The sequence below is a fragment of the Chryseobacterium candidae genome, from assembly GCF_004916905.1.
In the GTDB taxonomy this organism is placed as follows: domain Bacteria; phylum Bacteroidota; class Bacteroidia; order Flavobacteriales; family Weeksellaceae; genus Chryseobacterium; species Chryseobacterium candidae.
On sequence record NZ_SDLV01000023.1, the window covers coordinates 1 to 19,312 of the forward strand.

15 protein-coding genes are annotated in these 19,312 nt (G+C 32.6%); 2 read left to right on the forward strand and 13 right to left on the reverse strand.

Annotation, left to right across the window (positions count from 1 at the left end):
* Nucleotides 1–181: 181 nt before the first annotated feature.
* The 6 genes from EK417_RS11200 to EK417_RS11225 form a co-directional block, all read right to left on the reverse strand.
* The gene (locus EK417_RS11200) at nt 182–838 is read right to left on the reverse strand and encodes a T9SS type A sorting domain-containing protein (protein WP_136522208.1); all 657 of its coding nucleotides are present in this window, start codon (nt 836–838) and stop codon (nt 182–184) included.
* 329 nt (nt 839–1,167) lie between these two features.
* Nucleotides 1,168–1,518 carry a helix-turn-helix domain-containing protein gene (locus tag EK417_RS11205; RefSeq protein ID WP_228408023.1) on the reverse strand — a complete coding sequence of 117 codons (351 nt, stop codon included), beginning with the start codon at nt 1,516–1,518 and terminating at the stop codon, nt 1,168–1,170.
* A complete protein-coding gene (locus EK417_RS11210; protein WP_110367516.1) occupies nt 1,494–1,922 on the reverse strand; it encodes a transposase in 429 nt (142 codons plus the stop codon). The genes EK417_RS11205 and EK417_RS11210 overlap by 25 nt, the downstream gene beginning before the upstream one ends.
* 265 nt (nt 1,923–2,187) lie before the next feature.
* Entirely contained in the window at nt 2,188–4,326 is a 2,139-nt protein-coding gene (locus EK417_RS11215; RefSeq protein ID WP_136522209.1) for a phage tail-like protein, read from the reverse strand.
* A 129-nt stretch (nt 4,327–4,455) separates the two neighbouring features.
* Nucleotides 4,456–5,334 carry a hypothetical protein gene (locus EK417_RS11220; protein WP_136522210.1) on the reverse strand — a complete coding sequence of 293 codons (879 nt, stop codon included), beginning with the start codon at nt 5,332–5,334 and terminating at the stop codon, nt 4,456–4,458.
* A gap of 165 nt (nt 5,335–5,499) precedes the next feature.
* Nucleotides 5,500–6,276, reverse strand: a complete 777-nt coding sequence (locus EK417_RS11225; RefSeq protein WP_110367513.1) for a hypothetical protein — start codon at nt 6,274–6,276, stop codon at nt 5,500–5,502.
* A gap of 196 nt (nt 6,277–6,472) precedes the next feature.
* On the opposite strand from EK417_RS11225, the gene EK417_RS11230 reads away from it, so the two are divergent.
* A complete protein-coding gene (locus EK417_RS11230; RefSeq protein ID WP_136522211.1) occupies nt 6,473–7,948 on the forward strand; it encodes a helix-turn-helix transcriptional regulator in 1,476 nt (491 codons plus the stop codon).
* 1,426 nt (nt 7,949–9,374) lie between these two features.
* On the opposite strand, the gene EK417_RS11245 is transcribed toward EK417_RS11230, so the two are convergent.
* The 4 genes from EK417_RS11245 to EK417_RS11260 form a co-directional block, all read right to left on the reverse strand.
* Nucleotides 9,375–10,178, reverse strand: coding sequence for a phage tail-like protein (locus tag EK417_RS11245; RefSeq protein ID WP_076597615.1), 804 nt, complete (start codon nt 10,176–10,178; stop codon nt 9,375–9,377).
* 340 nt (nt 10,179–10,518) lie between these two features.
* The gene (locus EK417_RS21090) at nt 10,519–10,983 is read right to left on the reverse strand and encodes a helix-turn-helix domain-containing protein (RefSeq protein ID WP_168801983.1); all 465 of its coding nucleotides are present in this window, start codon (nt 10,981–10,983) and stop codon (nt 10,519–10,521) included.
* Between the two features lie 1,242 nt (nt 10,984–12,225).
* The gene (locus EK417_RS11255; protein ID WP_110367716.1) at nt 12,226–12,843 is read right to left on the reverse strand and encodes a Crp/Fnr family transcriptional regulator; all 618 of its coding nucleotides are present in this window, start codon (nt 12,841–12,843) and stop codon (nt 12,226–12,228) included.
* 486 nt (nt 12,844–13,329) lie between these two features.
* Nucleotides 13,330–14,373 carry a threonine aldolase family protein gene (locus tag EK417_RS11260; protein ID WP_110367717.1) on the reverse strand — a complete coding sequence of 348 codons (1,044 nt, stop codon included), beginning with the start codon at nt 14,371–14,373 and terminating at the stop codon, nt 13,330–13,332.
* 739 nt (nt 14,374–15,112) lie between these two features.
* On the opposite strand from EK417_RS11260, the gene EK417_RS11265 reads away from it, so the two are divergent.
* Nucleotides 15,113–16,255, forward strand: coding sequence for a T9SS type A sorting domain-containing protein (locus tag EK417_RS11265; protein WP_136522212.1), 1,143 nt, complete (start codon nt 15,113–15,115; stop codon nt 16,253–16,255).
* Between the two features lie 328 nt (nt 16,256–16,583).
* On the opposite strand, the gene EK417_RS11270 is transcribed toward EK417_RS11265, so the two are convergent.
* The 3 genes from EK417_RS11270 to EK417_RS11280 all read right to left on the reverse strand — a co-directional run bounded on the left by EK417_RS11270 (nt 16,584) and on the right by EK417_RS11280 (nt 19,295).
* Nucleotides 16,584–17,381: a LuxR C-terminal-related transcriptional regulator gene (locus EK417_RS11270; protein WP_110367719.1), complete on the reverse strand. Its 798-nt coding sequence runs from the start codon at nt 17,379–17,381 to the stop codon at nt 16,584–16,586.
* A gap of 155 nt (nt 17,382–17,536) precedes the next feature.
* Entirely contained in the window at nt 17,537–18,463 is a 927-nt protein-coding gene (locus EK417_RS11275) for a carbohydrate kinase family protein (RefSeq protein ID WP_317129503.1), read from the reverse strand.
* A 100-nt stretch (nt 18,464–18,563) separates the two neighbouring features.
* Nucleotides 18,564–19,295: a hypothetical protein gene (locus EK417_RS11280; protein ID WP_076597622.1), complete on the reverse strand. Its 732-nt coding sequence runs from the start codon at nt 19,293–19,295 to the stop codon at nt 18,564–18,566.
* Nucleotides 19,296–19,312: the final 17 nt, after the last annotated feature.

Below are 19,312 nucleotides of genomic sequence, written 5' to 3' on the forward strand. Positions count from 1 at the left end.
CCAAGCCTTAACTTTTTAACTTACACACTTTTCGGAATAGTGTCTTCAAAATACACTTATGATATGACATCACATTTACTTTAGGATTTACCTGCTATATTTCTAATCCAATAATTTTTATAAATAAAATTGGCGGATAATTCGCTTCACAAATTTACTGATTGATAATGAAATAAAAAAATCACTCAACAATGAGTTTATATGAACTATTTTCAACTTTGATAAAATAAGTTCCTTTCGAAATATCATTTATTAATAACACATCACTATTTAAAAGTAAATTTTTCACTAATTTACCTTCAGCGTTGTATAACAAAATTCTCTCAATTTTTGATTTGAAGTGCAGGATTTCACCGCTTTTAACAGGATTTGGATAAAATGAGAAGTCATTAGTTTTACTAAATTCATTTGTTGATAATGTTTCTGTGTAGCAAGTCCAAGAAAGATCATCAATAGCAACTCTCTGTCCTGTATTAGGATTTACAAGTTTAACAGTAATATTTCCTGCTACATTTATATTATCAATTGTTGTTGTCACAACTTCGGAATTAAAAGGTATTGTCCCAACCTGGATATCATTAATTTGCAGAATTAGGTTTCCCGGATTTCCTGAAAATTTTAATTGTGTAGTGACAGTAAGACTTTTAATTCCTCCTGTAATAATAGAACTCGTAAGACTACCATTTCTGATAACAATTGCTTTACTATTAATTGTTTGATCGGTTCGGGAATCAGAAGCCGTCCATGTGATATTATTATTTACCCAGCTGTTTGTTTCAAAAGAACTGGAGCTTGTAGGAATATTTTCAAAATTTTCTGATCCGCAAGAAAAGAACATTTTAAAATTCTGATCAGTAATTTCCTGATTGATTGAATTGCAGTAATCTGGATAGATTATAACCCTATATACGAAGGAAATCACAGTTCTCAGATTGTTATTTCTTTTAAAAGAATCTTAGAGCAGCATTATCGTGATCTGAGTTCGGGAAAAGCAGATCTAGCTTTTCGGGTACAATACTATGCTAGTGCGCTCAATCTTCACCCTAATTATCTAAGGTGTTATTAAAAGTAAAACAGGAAAAAACATTACCGCATGGATTGCGGAGAAGATACTTTTGGTGGTCAATTTGAGCAGGAATACCCTGCTCAATTTTGAGGGATTATAGATTATATTTTGATATGATATAGTTTTTTCCATTTCGCAATAGTATTTCTACTAAGTTTATAAATACTGGCAATCTGGCTATTGTTTAGATTGAGTCTTTTTTGATGATGCAAAATTTTAAATATACTTTTTTCATCATAGCAACGGTGCTTTTGATCAAATGACTCTGTATCTTTATCTCTTGTTTCAAAAATGATTTTGTTTAAAGAAATGACATCTAGTGTGCAGAAAGATTCCTTTTGTAAAAGACTTTTGCATAGATCAAACTTATCAGGAAATTTTTGCTGAATTAGATCCTTATAAATCTTCTGGTAGTTGGGAGCTGATATTATATTTTGTACTTTTCCATCCATTTATATAAAGTTGTTTTAGGAATACCATATTCATTAATGATCTGAAGTTTTGTTTTCTTTTTTGTTTCTATTAATTCCAGAATAAACAAGATCAGTTCACTGGTGTATATGTTCTTTCTTAAAAGAGGTAAGGCGTTACTATTTTTCTTTAAAGCCCTATTGATGTTTTGATTGGAATGAGGAGAATATAATATGAGGTGCTGTGTATACAGCCTGAAAAAATCATAATCTAACAATTTACTCCAGCGTAAAAGGAGTTCAGAGTCTAAACCTTTCTGATAGTACATTTTTTCTATCTCAGCTTCTGTACACTTTAAAAAATTACAGATACGGGACATTTCTATCTCGCTTTCAGTAACTCTTAATTGAATAAGTTTTCCAATATGTATGTTTTTAAAATTCATAATAATATTTAGTCGTTTTTATTGATATATGGACTGACAGAAGTATGGAAAAATTTATGAATTAAGTATATATACTATACAGGAACTTGTCTCAGTGTCCATAAATTTTAATTTAATGAAAAATTATTGCAGAGGCGGGATATTTCTATTCTACCTCTGCAAAAATTCTCCATCATTCGTATTATTAGTAAGAAAATATTGTTGTTATAATTCTAAGGTGCATTTTGATTTTTCTGAAATTGTCCCTTCCAGATAATCAAAGCCTTTACAAAGGCATATAAGTCACAAAAATTGAAGAACCTGGCGCTGTCTGGTATCGCTGGTTACCTTCTCTTACACATATGGATTCGGTTGATATTACTTGCCCCTGATTTAAAATTACTGTTTTTGTGAAATTAGCCGTTGCTGCTCCTTCACTCCATCGGTCTCCTATCTGCTGAAATCCATTTCCTGCTACCGTTAACTGTATACTACAGCCTCTTCCGGATCCCGGAGCGGAACTGTATGGAACATTGGCAAACATGCCCCAAACCTCTATACTATAGATGCCATTTTTTTTCACCCGGAACTTATTGCTATCTATCCTTTCAATATAAGCGGAGTAAATTTTATTTGTCACGTTCAAATTCAATTCCCTATGAACATTATCGGCATTTCTCCAAACATAACTATTACTTGATGCATACAATGCAAAAGATGGGGATGGCGGCAGATCGAGCCCTTTTTTCTTCACTGTACCATCATTAGCGATTACAAGAATTTTATCATCACTATCGCCATTGGGTACATTTCTCAGTTTTGCTGTTCCGTTTATATCTAGTCTTTCATCCGGGGCAGATACTCCAATTCCTACATTTCCATTATTTTGGACTGTGAGTTGTTTGGTATTGGATGCATTTGATAATACTAAAATAGGTTCGGATGCTACACTGTTGACCACAGACAAACCGGCCCCTGTCCAGTTGGAACCTACTGCCAATTTTTCAGAAATTCTAGCATTTCCCATCACATCTAGTTTTTGGAGAGGACTGCCCGTACCAATGCCCAATCTTCCTTCCGAGCTCAAAACCATATTTTGATTATCGGCGTCATTGACAGAAAAACGAAGATCCGCAAGTGTATTTGAACCATTTCCCACATAGGTTGCTCTGATACCCGCCAGATATTTATTGGAACCTCCAACTTTACCACTGAAATTAATCTTACCAACAATTTGATTGGTAGGAAGGTTTGTTCCATTATTATCCATATGAAGGTAAATTTCAGATGGACTGCTATTTTTAGATCTAATTCCTATTGTCGAAGACGGACCTTCAAAAAACATATTTTTTCCATCAAGATTTACAGTTCTGTCACTGGTAAGGGTACCATTTGTGTTGTAAATGTTGGTATCAATATCTGACTTGAGAGTGGAAACATTCACTTTTTTTCCTGTACCATCATCAGATAATATCATTATGCGGTCGGTCGGTTGCAGATTAGTTGCTCCGGGAACGTTTCTTAATCGTATATTTCCATCTACATCCAGTTTCTGTGAAGGAGAATTCGTATTAATTCCAACATTACCGCCATCTTGAACATACATTCTGTAAATATTGTCAGAACTTGCAAGCCCCAATATGGGCTCTGCAGCAATATTATTTTTGACATATAGGGCTGCAGAGGTGTAATTGGCACCAATAGCAACTTTATCAGCTTTTGCAATTCCATTGACATCCAGTTTTTGTGAAGGAGAAGAAGTTCCTATTCCAACATTACCGCCATCTTGAACATACATTCTGTAAATATTGTCAGAACTTGCAAGCCCCAATATGGGCTCTGCAGCAATATTATTTTTGACATATAGGGCTGCAGAGGTGTAATTGGCACCAATAGCAACTTTATCAGCTTTTGCAATTCCGTTGACATCCAGTTTTTGTGAAGGAGAAGAAGTTCCTATTCCTGTATTGCCGTTGTCTTTTACAACAAAATCTGCCCCGGTTGCTCTTGTATTTCCACTTGAAGAAGCTCCCAGTTTAACCATTGCATTGGTGGGATCGTCAATAAAAGCGTCGGGAGTAGGGTCGCTGGATTTCATGTCTGTTTGCATTTTAACCCATTTATTGCCATCAAAGTAATAAAAACCCTGAGAGGTAACAGCAGCGGTTTTTATGGTAGGTGATGATGATACTGCTGTGGTGGCATATATGATTGTTCCTATATGCTCTGTACCATATAAGTTATCTTTGAGTTTTAGCTGATCTCCTGTCAGCTTTGGCACTATAATACCATCTGTTTTTGATAGATCACTGGCAGATGATCTTACATCCAAGGTTGCATTTGGAGTTGCTGTATTTACCCCAATTTGGGAATAAGTTGTAATACTGCTGAAAAGGAGAACAAGTCGTGTTAAATTTTTTTTCATTTTTTGTCTTAGAATCGTTTGTGTAGTTTTTATAAAAGCTTGTTTTCACAAGTTGAAGAATGACTCTTTTAAGTCTGAAATAATGATCTTATGTGTTTTAGTTTTAAAATTTTGTTTATAAATTATTTTTTATAATGGTTTTTTGAATGTCTGTACACTCATATTAGATTTTCCCCAGTTGTAATTTTCGCCGGAAGCAGAAGCCATATTATATTTAACTGTGCATGGAGAAGAAGTTATAGTTCCTGATTTAAATTCAAGATATCCATTGAGACTGTATGTTATATTTAATGAGTTTGTAGAATTATTAACGATTTGCTCTGTGTATGACGCTGTAACAGTACTGACCTGTGCACTTGTTGATAAATTTGGAAAAGAGAATTTTCTCGAGCCTGCAGGTCTCTCAACCCCATTTTTAAGGAATCTTATTCCATAATAATTTAATACATTATTGGCACATTGGGAGTTGCCATCCATGCCTAGAGGGACGGAATAATTTACAGCAATCATTGTTGAAGTATTAGGAGGAATTACAATTAGTTGACTCATTCCTATATCTATATTATTGATTTTTTGTTCAGTGGTCCATGTACCTTCAATGTTTCTTAATACTGGAGAAGTTGCAGTTACGGAGTAAATGTCATCCAAAGCAAATTTTTCTGCTGGTTGAAGTGATTTTACATCTACTTTCTTTGCAGTACCATCTTCCTGTAATACCATTATCTTATCTGTAGTCACAACTGAATTGCTTTCCGGTACGGTTCTAAATCTTACATTTCCATTTACATCCAGGTTTTGTGATGGAGATATGATACCTATCCCAACGTGTCCGTTTTCAGTCACAACGACATCATTTTTTTCTTCTGTAGTTGATGGAATATTTGTGGGATGGTTGTCTTTTTTTCCATCAATATGGAAAACTGTTTGTGGGTTACTTGTATTGATTCCTACCTGTGAATAAACTGTAACTGATAATAGTGTAATTATCAAATAATTAATTTTTTTCATATGCTTTTATTTAGAGTTACAAATCTTTATATTTTTTTTTATATGATGAAAAAACAAGGTGTTACATAGGTGTTACAAAATTATAACTAACTGAAAATCAAAACACTTTTTATTCTTTTTGGGAAAATATGATTCGAATAATTTGTGCCGTTGACAATACTTTGCTTAGTATGCAGGTACAGCGTAACAGTAATTTTCACCATAATTTCCACGCGTTGAGGGGATTGGATTAGTACCTATAGAGGTATAGTCTTTTGTTCTTAAATAAAGACGAGTTACAGAAGAACCATTTATTTCAACCGGAATTGTTCCGCTTAAAAAAGTATATCTGTTATTAGCCGCACTATTAACAGTTAACCAGCCAGAAACAAGTTTTGATGATAAAAAATTAAAACCACTTTCCACATTAGATGTAGAGCTACTGCTCAATGTCATCCTAATCCAGGTGTTATTAGCAGCTGATGTTTGATTAGAAAGAAATAATTGACCGATATAAATTATCCATCTGCCTTTAGGGAGATCAATATAAGTATTTAAATATGTATCACTTGGAACATCGTATGGTGTTTGAGCATCACCAATATAAGTACTAAATTTAATTGGTGTCAAAGGATTATTAATCCATGTGCCTTTTCCATTTTCATCACTGCTTAAAAGTCTTCCTGTTCCCTGGCTTCCATCCTGCATTTGGAAAGCTCCATATGTTTGGTCACTAATTATATGTATTTTAGCAGAGGGACTTATAGTTCCTATCCCCATATTACCGGACGAGGTCACAACAACATCATTTTTTTGTTGTGTAGTTGATGGAACATTTGTTGGGTGATTGTCTTTTTTTCCATCAATATGAAAAACTGTTTGTGGGTTACTTGTATTTATTCCTACCTGTGAATAAACTGTAACTGATAATAGGATCGTTATAAAATAATTAATTTTTTTCATATGCTTTCATTTAGTGTTGCAAATAATTATTTTTTTTTTGTACGATGAAAAAATAAGGTATTACATAGATGTTACAAAAGCGTAAGTATCTGATAATCATATTTTGTTTTTCAGGATTAATTTCTTTGCAACAATGTTTTTAGATTATAAAATGCTACTTTTGCAAACAAGAAACGAATAAAAACAACCAGAATATATGATGAGATTTTTATCTTTTATAATTTTTCTGTCAGGGATTTCCTATGCGCAAATTGGAGCAGTCAAAAAAATAGATTCCTTATTGTCTTTATCTGCTAATTATGAATTTAAGGATGGGCTTCAATCACTCAAATATGCAAAACAGGCAAGTATACTTGCAGAAAGTATTAATGATAATGAGTTGCTATTTGGAACATATTTACAGATGGCTGATTGTCTTTACACCCTGGATATGTTCGATAAAAGTTTAGAATATATAAAGAATATTGAAAAAAAAAATATTCTAAATAATCCAATAAAAAGGGCAAGATTGAAAGAAGTAAAATCAAATAATTTTGAAGCTTTAGGACTTGATGAGCTTAATTTAAAAGAGCTCAATGAGATTCTTGAAATTCTTTCTTCCAATGAAACAAATGATGCCCGAGAAATAAAAGCTCGTGTTTATGCTTATTTATCAAATTATTATGAAGTGAAGGGGGATTTTAAAAAAGCTGACGAATATATAAATAAAACGCTAAAACTTAATAAAGAAATTTTGAAGCCAAAGCCTATAGATACTTTTATTGCGAAAGCTTATATCTGTTTAGCGCTTAAAAAGACGGATTCTGCTTTTTATTTTATTAATAAGTCATTTGATTCTCAGAAAGTAAAAGGTAAATATTCCTTTAAATATACATTATACATGGTATTAGCTGATTATTATTATTATAAAGAAAACTATCCACTGGCTTTAATTAATTATCAGAAGACGTTAAATGACATGGCAAGTTTTAATATTAAAGATACGGAGTGCTCAATGATGGTTAAAGAAAAAATATATAAAATATATGGAAAGTTAAATGATAGGAGAAATGAGCAGAAATACCTGAATGAGTTTAAGAATGAATTGAGTACGTATAACCACGAAAATAATAAAGGATTACAAAAAGCCGTAAATTTAATTCTTGATGAAAAAGATAATGAAAAGAAAGTAATAAAAAAGAAAAATAAAATTATTTTTTTTCTCATAGGAGGATTATCTACTTTGGCTATAGCTTATCTCTATTTAAGGAACAGAAAAATATATAAGAGAAAAAGAGATGTTTTGGTGGAAAAAGAAAAGCTTATTAAAAAAAATAGGGAATTGGAAGGCCAAAAAAAAGAATTAAATAAAAAAGCTTATCAAAACCAATTTAATGAATTAATATCCTTGGCTAAAAACAATAACCCGGAGTTTCTGATCCTGTTTGAAGAAATGTATCCAATTTTCACGGCTAATCTGAAACAATTAAATCCTCATGTTAGAAATTCAGAACTCTTTTTCTGTGCATTGGCTTTTATGAACTTTTCAACTAAGGAGATCTCTAATTATACTTTTGTTTCTGTTGCTGCGGTACAATTGCGCAAACACAGGATCAGAAAAAAATATAATATACCTTCTCATGAAGATTTTAATACCTGGATGAAATCGGTGGAGCAAATGCAATTAATGTAGTCATTGAATATAAGGGTCTAAAATAATCTAAAAGTGCTCAAAAAGGACATGAATTTAGAATCTAGCTGTTAAGAAAATAGTGGATGTTTTAATTTTTTTACATTATCTTTATATTTTTGCTCTTTTGTATAAAATGTAGATCATGCAAAAAGTAAAATTACGAAAGCTTAAAATGAGAATAGGCTTAAGGTTAAGTATATGGGATTGTTTATTTTTCATATGAAAAACCTAATATTATTGGACTTCGATCTGTAGCTTACCGTGTTGATTAATTACACTTTTCAGCCAACTATTTTGGTGATCTCATCAAGAAAGAAACAGGAAAACAGCACAAGAATATATTCAGAATAAAATTATTGATGTTACCAAGGAAAGAATTTTCAATTTTGATAAATACATTGCTCAGATTGTTTACGAATTAGGATTTAAATATCCACAGTATTTTATCAGACTTTCAAGCAAAGAACAGGTATCACTCCCCATGAATATAAAAGTTTTAATTAGAAAAATTAGCGCTTAAAAAAATAGCCGCTAAATCTGCCTTATCATATTTAAATTTATAGGATTAGATACAGGCTTGACAATCGTTATTCAATTAAATGATAACCAATCACTAATCCCACAATTTAATTCAAACTTTTTGAATATTATTTAAGCTCTTCAAAACGTTATCTATGTATTTTAATAAATGATAATGTTTCGTTAAGCCAACAAGATAAAATTATTTAATTCTGTAATCCTTTCTAAATCCTCCATTAAATGTTTCGATAATCCTTCGGCTATGGGTACAAAAAACCTCTGAAATCATTTGATTTTCAGAGGTTTTTGCTTTTTAGGGTATCAAAAAGGGGACTATTATTTTCTATTATTTAATTTATGTAGTATAATAGGGATCAAGCGCAAAATTTGGGGACTAGGCAAAAAGTTTAGCTAATCTGAATAAGAAGAATGCTTTGTCTTTTACACCGCGGAGCTGCATTCTGAAGTTTTTTATTTTCGCATTGAAAGATTCAGCAGCAGCCATTGGTGCTTCTTTAATCGAAATAATTCAGAATATCCCTGTAATGATTTATTATGGCCTTTCTCAGAGTCTCAAAAGAAGTAAATCCTGACTCTTCCGAGGAAAACTCTTCTCTCAAAATTCCAGATAATGCTTTCTCGATTTGTAAAACACCATAACTTCAATACCCAGTTCTCTTGCCAGCTCCAAAATATTAGACCCCGCATAGCTCAATTGAGCTGTTTGTTTTTTTAAAGCCGGATCATAGATTTTTCGGCCTTATTTCATTTGTTAAAATTAAGATGCTATGCTTATATAACTGGAAGCTAAATTAGTATATCCATTTATCCGTATCCTGAGAAAGAGCTTCAAGTCCAATGTCTATAATGTTATAGAGCAGACTTACAATAAAGTACAATATGACAATTAATTAAAAACCTCCATCGTCATGTGAATATGATGGGTGCCATCCCCATAATATCCCCACCAAGTACATCTATACATTTTTCCATTATGACTAATCAGTGCATTAGCAATTTCATAATTATTATCACCATAAAACATGCTAAAGTTACCATCTGCATTTATAAAATTTCCAGTAGGAATAGTTGTATATGGAACTCTACTTGTAGAAAAATTTGTTGAGGAATTAAAAAAAACAAAATCTGTAATTGGGGCACCAGAAACATTTTCTATAAGAGGAGCTATAAGACCTGAAGTTCCTTTGGTGTCGAAAACAGCGTTCATTCTTAAGCCATCAAATTCCGGTACCTGAACAAGAGTAGACGGGCTGTTATTTGTTAAGTATCCAACAACATTATTGTTTTGATTAGTCGGTGGGTTAGTTCCAGTTTGTGTTACATATCCTGATACAGTAGTCATTGTATTATAATTAAACTTAAAGTATAAATGTCTAAAAGTACCGGCATCTACCGGTGATCCGACATTTGTACAAGCCCATACAGGAGCAGCCGGTGTTCCGTTATTAGACATAAGGCACCTTTGATCTGTATCATACACCAAAAGCCCAGTCGCAGGCGATGCTATCTGCAACCTGTTTGCACTGCTCATCGCACTCAGCAAGGTTCCTTTATAGCCTGCCGGTGTTTTCCTATCCGTGGGTGCTACGGTAAGATTGGAAGATGCGTCGGGTGATTCTGTATTAATTCCAACTTGAGAAAATAATAGGGTTGAGAAAAATAAGAATACAGGAGAAAATAATGTTTTCATTTTTAAAGTATATTTTGAAATACAAATATATTGTATACATATACTCCCTTCTACATGTTGTTAAATGCTATACTGAAAATCATTTATATTTTATAAACAACTGAAATAAAACACTTTAAAATACTAAATACCGAATTTGATTATTTTTTCTTCATATAAATTTCATCTAAACTTAAAGTTTGAGATTAGTATTAACTGAATGATAGAATTCTGCAGCAGAATTGTGCGTAACGAAACGCAGACTTAGAAAATATCGTTTAGTAAATGCTAAAAACCAGCTCTGAAATTTGAAATTTTAATTGAATGGCAATTATAAAAATACCCTTAAAACTAAACCGGTTTATTGGGAAGAAATTTCCTTATTGTAGTTTTTAATAAATGCCGAAGGGGTGAGGCCTTCAATTTCTTTGAAGACTCTGTTGAATGTAGACTGGTTTTTAAAACCCGATGATGAATAGATGTACATTAACGAATATCTATCTAGATTTTGCTCAATGATCATTTTTTTTGCACTCTCTACTCTGTATCTGTTAAGAAAATAATTAAAATTACATTGAGCATTAATCTTGATGGCTCTAGAGACATAGCTCACATTGCTGTTTAGCTGCAAGGCCAGCCAGGCAACATTAAAATCTTTTTCTAGATAAGATTTGTTGTTTTCAAAATAATACAAAATTTCCTGATACAGTAAATCGTATTTGCGCCCATCTTCGGAAACAGGATTATTCTCGTCTTTTTCCAGAGAAGTTTCATTTGGCATATCATTATCACTGCTACTGATATTCGCTTTCAAGATGAATTTCAATCCACTAATCTTATGTGCGTAATAGGAAATAAAGCAAATCAATAGTAAAATATTTACAATTGAAGAGATATTTACCACCAGGATATTTATATGTGATGGCTTTAGAAATGCCAAATACTTATAAATATGAGGGGTGATTGCAACTGTCATTACGATTAAAAATAGTATATATACACACCATTTAACAACTATTTTATAATTGTACAATGTATTCAGACCATAAGGGATCAGAAAATACCACAAAAAAACTATAGGCGTTTTTTCCCATAATACAAGCGAGTACAAAAATAGAAACCAGGAAGTAAAGATGAGGTAAAGATGAAGGAAATGCTCTATACTATCAAATGGCTTATTCTTCACATACAACAAAACAAATATGCCCATAATTAAGGCCGCTAAATTATAATAAGCAAAAAAATAAGCACCCATAAATCCGTATAGAAATACGTGCGCTGTTATGGTTAATATGACTAAAACAATAAGATTGACAAAGAATCTTTTTTTTAGTGCTTTTAACTGTTTAATCATAGTATTTTAGATATAAGGCAAATATTCTTATCAATATACGTGCTTGTAGTAATAATTTTGTTTTGGCGCTTTTTAGATTCCTTTGAAACAACAAGAACACAACTGATATAATGTTGTAATCAAAAGCGTACACTGCTGAATATTTTATTAAAATATAATTTATTTCATATTAGGGATAATTAATAAACTACCCCATTGCAGAGCATCAAAGTATTAAAAATCGAAAAGAGTGAGTTGGGCCTCATATATTTTCTGATACTTTATATCTTTTTAATAACATCTTTATTGCCATACTGACCAACATCTTCAGTAATAAAAGAATTCATATACATAACTGGAAAAGCCAAATGATAAAGAAGCACGGTTTTTATTATGTTGTTTCAAAATATGATCATCCATAAATCAAAACTAATTCTTTTTCTATTGAAAAACCATCCGTTTTTCAAACTTTGCCTCTTTTAACATCGAGGCTGAGCATCGAGAAATTCTTTAGATTAATTTATAAACTTAGATAATCATTGGTAGAACTTCATTATCTGATAGCTTTTATCATATCAACAAAAAAGATGTTACAAATCATTATTTGTAACACCTAAAACACACATGATGAAAAAAATTTTATTTACAGCACAAAGGTATTGAGTAAATCTATAAAATAACATATGCAATAGATAGTAAATGAAATGATTATATTATCTTTTGTTAATTTTTCAGCTATTTATTGGCAACCCTTCTTCTTATACGGCTCAGACTTTGAGGCGTAATGCCAAGATAGGTGGCAATATCAAGTATTCTCACCCTATTGAAAATAAAGGGTCTGTTGTTGATAAGCTGAAGATAATTCTCTTCCGGCGTATTGCTTTTCAATTGTACCAATTGGTTTAATGACTGTGCAAAGGCCTCTCGCAATATATTCATTTCCAATCTTTCAAAATTAATATTTTCCTTACACAAACTTCTGCTGTCCTCAATATGAAGGGTAAAAACCTCAACATTTTCTATTGCTTTAACTGCAAGATTAGACGGATTCTGCATCATATAGCTTATATAATCTCCGCTCCATTCTCCTTCAAAATTAAAATCAATAATATATTCTCTATCGTTTTTTTCTTCGATATATTTCACTGCACCTTTTGACAGAAAAAAATATTCTTTGCAAATCTCTCCTTTCTTTAGAAGATACTCATTCTTTTTAAAGCTCGTTTGCTTCAGTTTTGATAACTTAATATAAAACTCTTCATCAGAAAGAGGAAAGAAAAAATCCCAGTTTTTTCTTATATCTGCAATCAATTGTCCGGAAAACCCTCTGTTTTCAAATTCAAAATTGTACATAATTATTTTTTGGAATAAAAAAATTTAAAATAAAACAGACTGTGATATTAACGAGTAGATGTATTCTCTTTTTTTATTAAACACCATTTATCGACACAGAAAGTCTTTTTCGAAACCTTCAAATGAAACAAACTGTATGATTACCAAAAGTTTTTATTTAAGGATAGCTTAAAAGTTCATATCCCTTTTTCAGCTTCACTGCAACAGCGTTATACCAAAGTTTTCATAGATTGATTTAATAATTAAAAAAATCTGTATTCAGGAATGATGAAAAACGAATACCCCGATTCTACATACCATTGTCTCATTGAAATGACAGAAATCTGTCATTTCAATTTTAATCTATAGTTATTAATTTAGTAATCTGGTAATAATATTTTAGGGTTGTTTTGATTAAAAGCATTCCATAGTCTGTGGAGGCTTTTTATTTTTTAGCCAAACAGCGGTAGTTCATATGTAAAATAAGTTTACAAAAATCTATCGCACTTAAGAATTATTAATCTTTTCGCCGGACATTGAAATTCTCATTTTAAAATCTTCTAAATCAGAATCACTAATATCCAAATGGGTTACAAATCTGACCAGCTGATCGCCAAATGCAGTACAAAGGATATTTCTTTCTTTCATTTTTACTACAAATTCATTTGCATTACCATCAGCCGGTATCATCATAACGATATTTGTAGCAATGGGAAGTACTTCTTTAGCAAAAGTGCTTGCCTGTAATATTTCGCCGATTTGTTTTGCCCGGCGGTGATCTTCTTTTAATAACTGTATGTTATTATCAAGAGCATATATTCCAGCAGCTGCCAGTGATCCTGCCTGTCTCCAGCCGCCACCCATTAGTTTTCTGAGACGGCGTGTTTTCTCAATAAATTGACGATCACCAATTATTACAGAGCCAACAGGGCATCCAAGACCTTTTGATAAACATATTGAGATACTGTCAAAGACACGCCCATAATCCTCGGGAGACTGAGGTGTTTCTACCAAAGCATTAAAAAGTCTTGCACCATCTAAATGAAGCTTCAGATTGTTTTTTTGGCAAACTTCCTTGATCTTCTTGATTTCTTCAAAGTCATAATAAGCTCCACCCCCTCTGTTTGTTGTATTTTCTAATGAAACAAGCCTGCTGATAGGCTGGTGTATATCATCTGCATTATTAATGGCCCCTTTCAAAAGTTCTGCGGAAATAATGCCATAGTCTCCATCCAGAGGCTTGACTGAACATAAAGAGTTCACAGAAATCCCACCACCTTCATACAAATAAATATGCGAAGACTTATCGCATATCACCTCATTGCCCGGACTTGTGTGCGCTTTAATTGCCAATTGATTAGACATTGTTCCGCTCACACAAAACAAAGAAGCTTCCATCCCAAACATCCTGGCAACTTTCTCTTCCAACAGCTTAACTGTGGGATCTTCCTTGTACACATCATCGCCTACCTCAGCTTTCTCCATTGCTCTTTTCATATAATCACAAGGTTTTGTGATAGTGTCGCTACGGAGATCAATAATTCTATTCATTATTCTGATTTATATTTTTATTACATTTAAGTTACAAATTAGGAAAAAGCCTATTCAGAACCGATGTATATATTTTCATACAATTCAATATATAACAAAAGATAATCTGATTTTTTCGGAAAAAAAAAATTGAAAACAGGCCTTAACCTTTAAACAATTAATATGCTATACATCACTACATATGTTATATTGCAAAAATAACAATTGAATAAATGAAAACATCTAGTAGATATCCATTATTTGTTGCAGTTATTTTTGATGATAAAGGTAAAAAAGTCCAAAAAGTATTTTTTTTATAGAAGAGATTACAGAATCATTCGAGAAAATTGCAATGACAGTCTAGTTCATTGAGTTTAATTTGGGAAAAGCAGTATATAAATTTCTATACCAAATATATTTTGATGTTTAATTTTCTACTATTACCAAGACAAAGTAAATTAATGCAACAGAAATATAAATTGATAGATTTCCACTATTTGTTTTATATAAACATCTTACTACTTTTCTGTCAATAAAAATATCCAGATAAAAAATAAATATTTTTAGATATCAATCATAAAGAAAGTATAGAAGATAAACTTTATGAACACATAGAAGATATTGCTTAGTGATACTTAACAATAATTTTGAATTGTCACAGCATATAAAAACATCTTAAGTAAAAACCGGACTGAGCGACGTTAGTAATATAAAAATTTTGCATAGTAAAACCTCAAATTTTAATTTTTTAAAAAAATATATGAAAAATAAACTATTATTTTGTTGGCTATTTTTGATGGCTATTATTATTAAAGCTCAAAATAACGATTGTTCAGGAGCTGTACTACTAACGGTTGGTACAAGCTTCTCTTCAGGAGCCGTGAATTCTAGTAATACAGGAGCTACTACCGATGGTCCTGTTGCTTCCTGTAATTCAGACGCAGTTGAAAATGTTTGGTTTAAGGTGGTGGTTCCCGCAAGCGGAAAACTGATGATTGAAACAGATCAGGTTGCAGATTCTCTGTTTGATGATTCCGTGCTTACTGTTTACAGTGGGACATGTGGTAATTTAACAGAAATTGATTGTAATGATGACAAATTGCAAGATCTTTTTTCTTCTCTTTCATTAACTGGACAAACTCCGGGTGCTACATTGTATATAAGTGTCTCTAAATATGATGACTATACAGAAAATGGAGAATTCCAAATTTCGGCATATGATTTAATACCAGCAGCCAATGATAATTGCGCAGAAGCAATATCATTATCAGTAGGCACAGACTTTTCTTCTGGAGCAATAACTGCTACGAATCTTACTGCAACTACTGATGGACCTACTGCTTCCTGTAATTCAGACGCAGTTGAAAATGTTTGGTTTAAGGTGGTGGTTCCCGCAAGCGGAAAACTGATGATTGAAACAGATCAGGTTGCAGATTCTCTGTTTGATGATTCCGTGCTTACTGTTTACAGTGGGACATGTGGTAATTTAACAGAAATTGATTGTAATGATGACAAATTGCAAGATCTTTTTTCTTCTCTTTCATTAACTGGACAAACTCCGGGTGCTACATTGTATATAAGTGTTTCTAAATATGATGACAATACAGAAAATGGAGAATTCCAAATTTCAGTATATGACACGACTTCATTAGCAACCAACGAAGTCATACAAAAGAAAAGAGAAATCAATGTATCTCCAAATCCTTTTACTGATCAGCTTACTATATCTGATATATCAGACGTACAATCAATTTCTATTTTTGACCCATCAGGAAAACTTATAAAAACTATTGAAAAACCTTCATCTGTAATTTATTTAACTGATTTAAAAGATGGTTTGTATTTACTTTCTTTAAAAATGAACAGCGGAATTATTAAGACTATTAAAATAATTAAAAAATAATTTTATCCTTAACAAATTATATAAAATCATATTATAGTAATATTAATTAGTTGAACCAAAGTAAAAACTTTTTTACTTTGGTTTTTTTGTTTTGTAGGTTCTCTTTTTTATTTTAGGATGGTTGCGCAATAATAAGTTTAAAAAAAGCGGTATTCATTCCAAACACCTCAGCCTCCTTTTTTCCCAGCAATGACACCATGCAGTCATTTTATATACATCGTCTCCTAATCATATCTGTTCGTAAAGAGCACCATCTCTTCGCGGAAAACCGAACACATTAAAAATGATAATACGATGTATATAAATTTTAAAAGATGTCCTGCTAATCTCATACCATGAGCAGACTGTACTTCATCGTATAGGCAATAAGTTCTGCAGAGGTTTTCGTGTTGGTCTTCTTTCTCAGATTGCTTTTGTGATTTTCCACCGTGTGATAAGATATAAAAAGCCTTTCAGCTATTTGCGGGGTATTCAGTCCTTGAGCCATCAGATTTAGGATCTCCTTTTCGCGAGCAGTGATAGCGGGGATATCAATATCTATTTTTTTGTGTACATTCTGATTCACATGTCTGAAATAATGCACCTCCTTATTAGACATATCAATAACAGATAACAATGGCAGACTTTGAATCTCAAAATGGGACAGATCGTATACTAACACCAGGGAGGCCTGAATTTCATAATTCTCATTTATGCGCTGCAGCGGAGATTGCAATAAAATCCAGCGGTAAACACCTTTTGAATCAAGCATTCTGCCATAATAATTGAACCGAATACCTTTTTTTCCGGACCTTAGGAGGTTGAGCCGCATTGTTGCACTAAAGACAAAAGCTCCCATGATCAGCGGTCTGTCATCCGGATGGAAAAGCCCCATAAAAAAATCGGTATCAGAGTTCACCCAGTCATTTTTTGTAAAAGGAGTAAATTGCTCTATATTTTTACTCACAATCTCCGTCCTCATTTTGATATTGTTTGTGATGAACCAAAAGAAGGGACCTATGGCAAAATTTTCCGCACTTTTTATAGTATCTTCGAAAAACTCATAGTAATTATCATCCAAATTTCCTTTTTTAGAAAAAAAATCAAAAAGTTGTTCAACATTAATAGGATCAATTTTTTTCTTCATAACAGTAAGTGTTTTTATGTTAGCCTAAAATTTAATTTTAAACCATATTTAATTTTAACAAATTCAAATATAAAGCCAAAAAAAAATGCGCTTTAAATTCAATTCAAACAATTAACTTGCAAATAATTCAATACTAAGTGAATTTAATAACGAAATCACCATTTAGAAACATTCAAAGCCGATAGTGGATGGGCATCTTTAAATTTTTTAAAATCTTCCTGTGTATATTCGGGGCATGCGCCTTCCTGTGATGTAATAAAAGCTCCTAGGGAAACTGCCTGTGCCATGATCTCATGAGCAGAATCTCCTTTCCCGATTCTTTTGGACAAAAATCCAGCTAAAAATGAGTCACCACTTCCAACAGTATCCCTAACTTCTACAGGTATCGTAGGATAGAGATAAAAATTATCTCCGTCTGTATACAATGCTCCTTTGCTTCCTTTGGAAATGATGATTTCCGGAATCCCAAATTTTTCCTGCAAATACCTGATGCTGTCTTGTTCTGTCTTGTATTCTTTCTTCAAAAAATTAAGTACCAGCCGGAGTTCTGCCTTATTGAATTTTGCCAATTGGGTCTTATGCAGAAGGTCATTAATGGTCCTGATATCATAGTAAGGTGCTCTAAGGTTAATATCAAAAACATTGTAAGGGCTTATTTCAAGCATTTGAAATAATGCGTTCTTTGACTTTTCATTTCGGGTAGCCAATGTCCCAAATACCAATGCATCTGCTGTTTCCACGGATTTTTGGTTTTCCGGGGTAACCTCGATAAAATCCCAAGCCACATTCTCTACAATATCATAGTGGGCCTCATTATTTTTATCCACAGTAGCAATAACGGTGCTTGTGGGATGTTCCTCACTCACCTGGATATCTTCCGTCGGAATTTCCCAGTTTTTAATTTTCTGCAACAGTTCATGGCCAGGCCCGTCATTGCCCACACTACTGATCACTGATACATCTAATCCCATCTTAAAAAGATGATAAGCCACATTGAACGGGGCTCCCCCGATTCTCATTTGGGATTCCGGAAATATGTCCCAAAGAACTTCCCCAAAACAGACTATTTTATGTTTTTTCATTTCTATTATTTATTTAATTATATATTGACAATACTTGAAGACCCAACAAAGCCGGGAAAAAGACTAGTAGCTGAGGTCGCATTTTCTCTCTGATATTATTTTAAAAAGAATAGGCCTGCACCGAAAATTGCAGAAATGCATTATTGTTCACTGGATTCCACATTCCCCATATTCCGATAGGGATCTTGTATCCCTCGATGGTAAAGCTTTTCGAAATGATAAGGCTTATTTCATTGAATCCGGCGTCTTTTGCAAAGAAATTATTCTTTTCACCTCGATTGTTCAGAGCGAAACCATAGCCTATTCTTCCCCGTACTTCCAGATTTTCCTTTTTATATACAGGATATTCACCGAAAACAAAAGAAGAATACTTATTCCCTGTATTTTTACTGTTTCTGTCCCTTCCAAAAACAACGGTATTCCAGCTAAGAATAAGAGGAAACTGATCACTGATGGTATAGTAAGACCTCAGATCCCAGAATCTTCCGGTTTCTGCTGCAGAATAATTAAAGAACTCTTTGTTATTGTATAGTGCATCAGGCGAGAAATTGTAGATATCCCACAGTTCCAGTACCAGATGTTTATTTTTGTAACCTATATAATTATTGAATTCCTTATAAGAGCCATCTGCATTACCTCCTGCCCAAAAGCCTCCGTAGAAATTTTCAAAGTCCAGATGAACATCTCCGGTATAGATCAATCCCGCAGAAACTTCTAATCCTCTCCAAAGATGGCTGTTCCTGAGCTGCAATGCGGAATGTATTTCCTGCGCACTCAATGACATGCTTCCAACAATTATTGAAAAAGCAAGCAGCAATTTATATTTTATCATGATCTGTTTTTTTATAA

Excerpts from the sequence above, each read along its gene's own strand:
- EK417_RS11200 (WP_136522208.1), bottom strand. The coding sequence starts at position 838 with ATGTTCTTTTCTTGCGGATCAGAAAATTTTGAAAATATTCCTACAAGC.
- EK417_RS11205 (WP_228408023.1), bottom strand. The coding sequence starts at position 1,518 with ATGGATGGAAAAGTACAAAATATAATATCAGCTCCCAACTACCAGAAG.
- EK417_RS11210 (WP_110367516.1), bottom strand. The coding sequence starts at position 1,922 with ATGAATTTTAAAAACATACATATTGGAAAACTTATTCAATTAAGAGTT.
- EK417_RS11215 (WP_136522209.1), bottom strand. The coding sequence starts at position 4,326 with ATGAAAAAAAATTTAACACGACTTGTTCTCCTTTTCAGCAGTATTACA.
- EK417_RS11220 (WP_136522210.1), bottom strand. The coding sequence starts at position 5,334 with ATGAAAAAAATTAATTATTTGATAATTACACTATTATCAGTTACAGTT.
- EK417_RS11225 (WP_110367513.1), bottom strand. The coding sequence starts at position 6,276 with ATGAAAAAAATTAATTATTTTATAACGATCCTATTATCAGTTACAGTT.
- EK417_RS11230 (WP_136522211.1), top strand. The coding sequence starts at position 6,473 with ATGATGAGATTTTTATCTTTTATAATTTTTCTGTCAGGGATTTCCTAT.
- EK417_RS11245 (WP_076597615.1), bottom strand. The coding sequence starts at position 10,178 with ATGAAAACATTATTTTCTCCTGTATTCTTATTTTTCTCAACCCTATTA.
- EK417_RS11255 (WP_110367716.1), bottom strand. The coding sequence starts at position 12,843 with ATGTACAATTTTGAATTTGAAAACAGAGGGTTTTCCGGACAATTGATT.
- EK417_RS11260 (WP_110367717.1), bottom strand. The coding sequence starts at position 14,373 with ATGAATAGAATTATTGATCTCCGTAGCGACACTATCACAAAACCTTGT.
- EK417_RS11265 (WP_136522212.1), top strand. The coding sequence starts at position 15,113 with ATGAAAAATAAACTATTATTTTGTTGGCTATTTTTGATGGCTATTATT.
- EK417_RS11270 (WP_110367719.1), bottom strand. The coding sequence starts at position 17,381 with ATGAAGAAAAAAATTGATCCTATTAATGTTGAACAACTTTTTGATTTT.
- EK417_RS11275 (WP_317129503.1), bottom strand. The coding sequence starts at position 18,463 with ATGAAAAAACATAAAATAGTCTGTTTTGGGGAAGTTCTTTGGGACATA.
- EK417_RS11280 (WP_076597622.1), bottom strand. The coding sequence starts at position 19,295 with ATGATAAAATATAAATTGCTGCTTGCTTTTTCAATAATTGTTGGAAGC.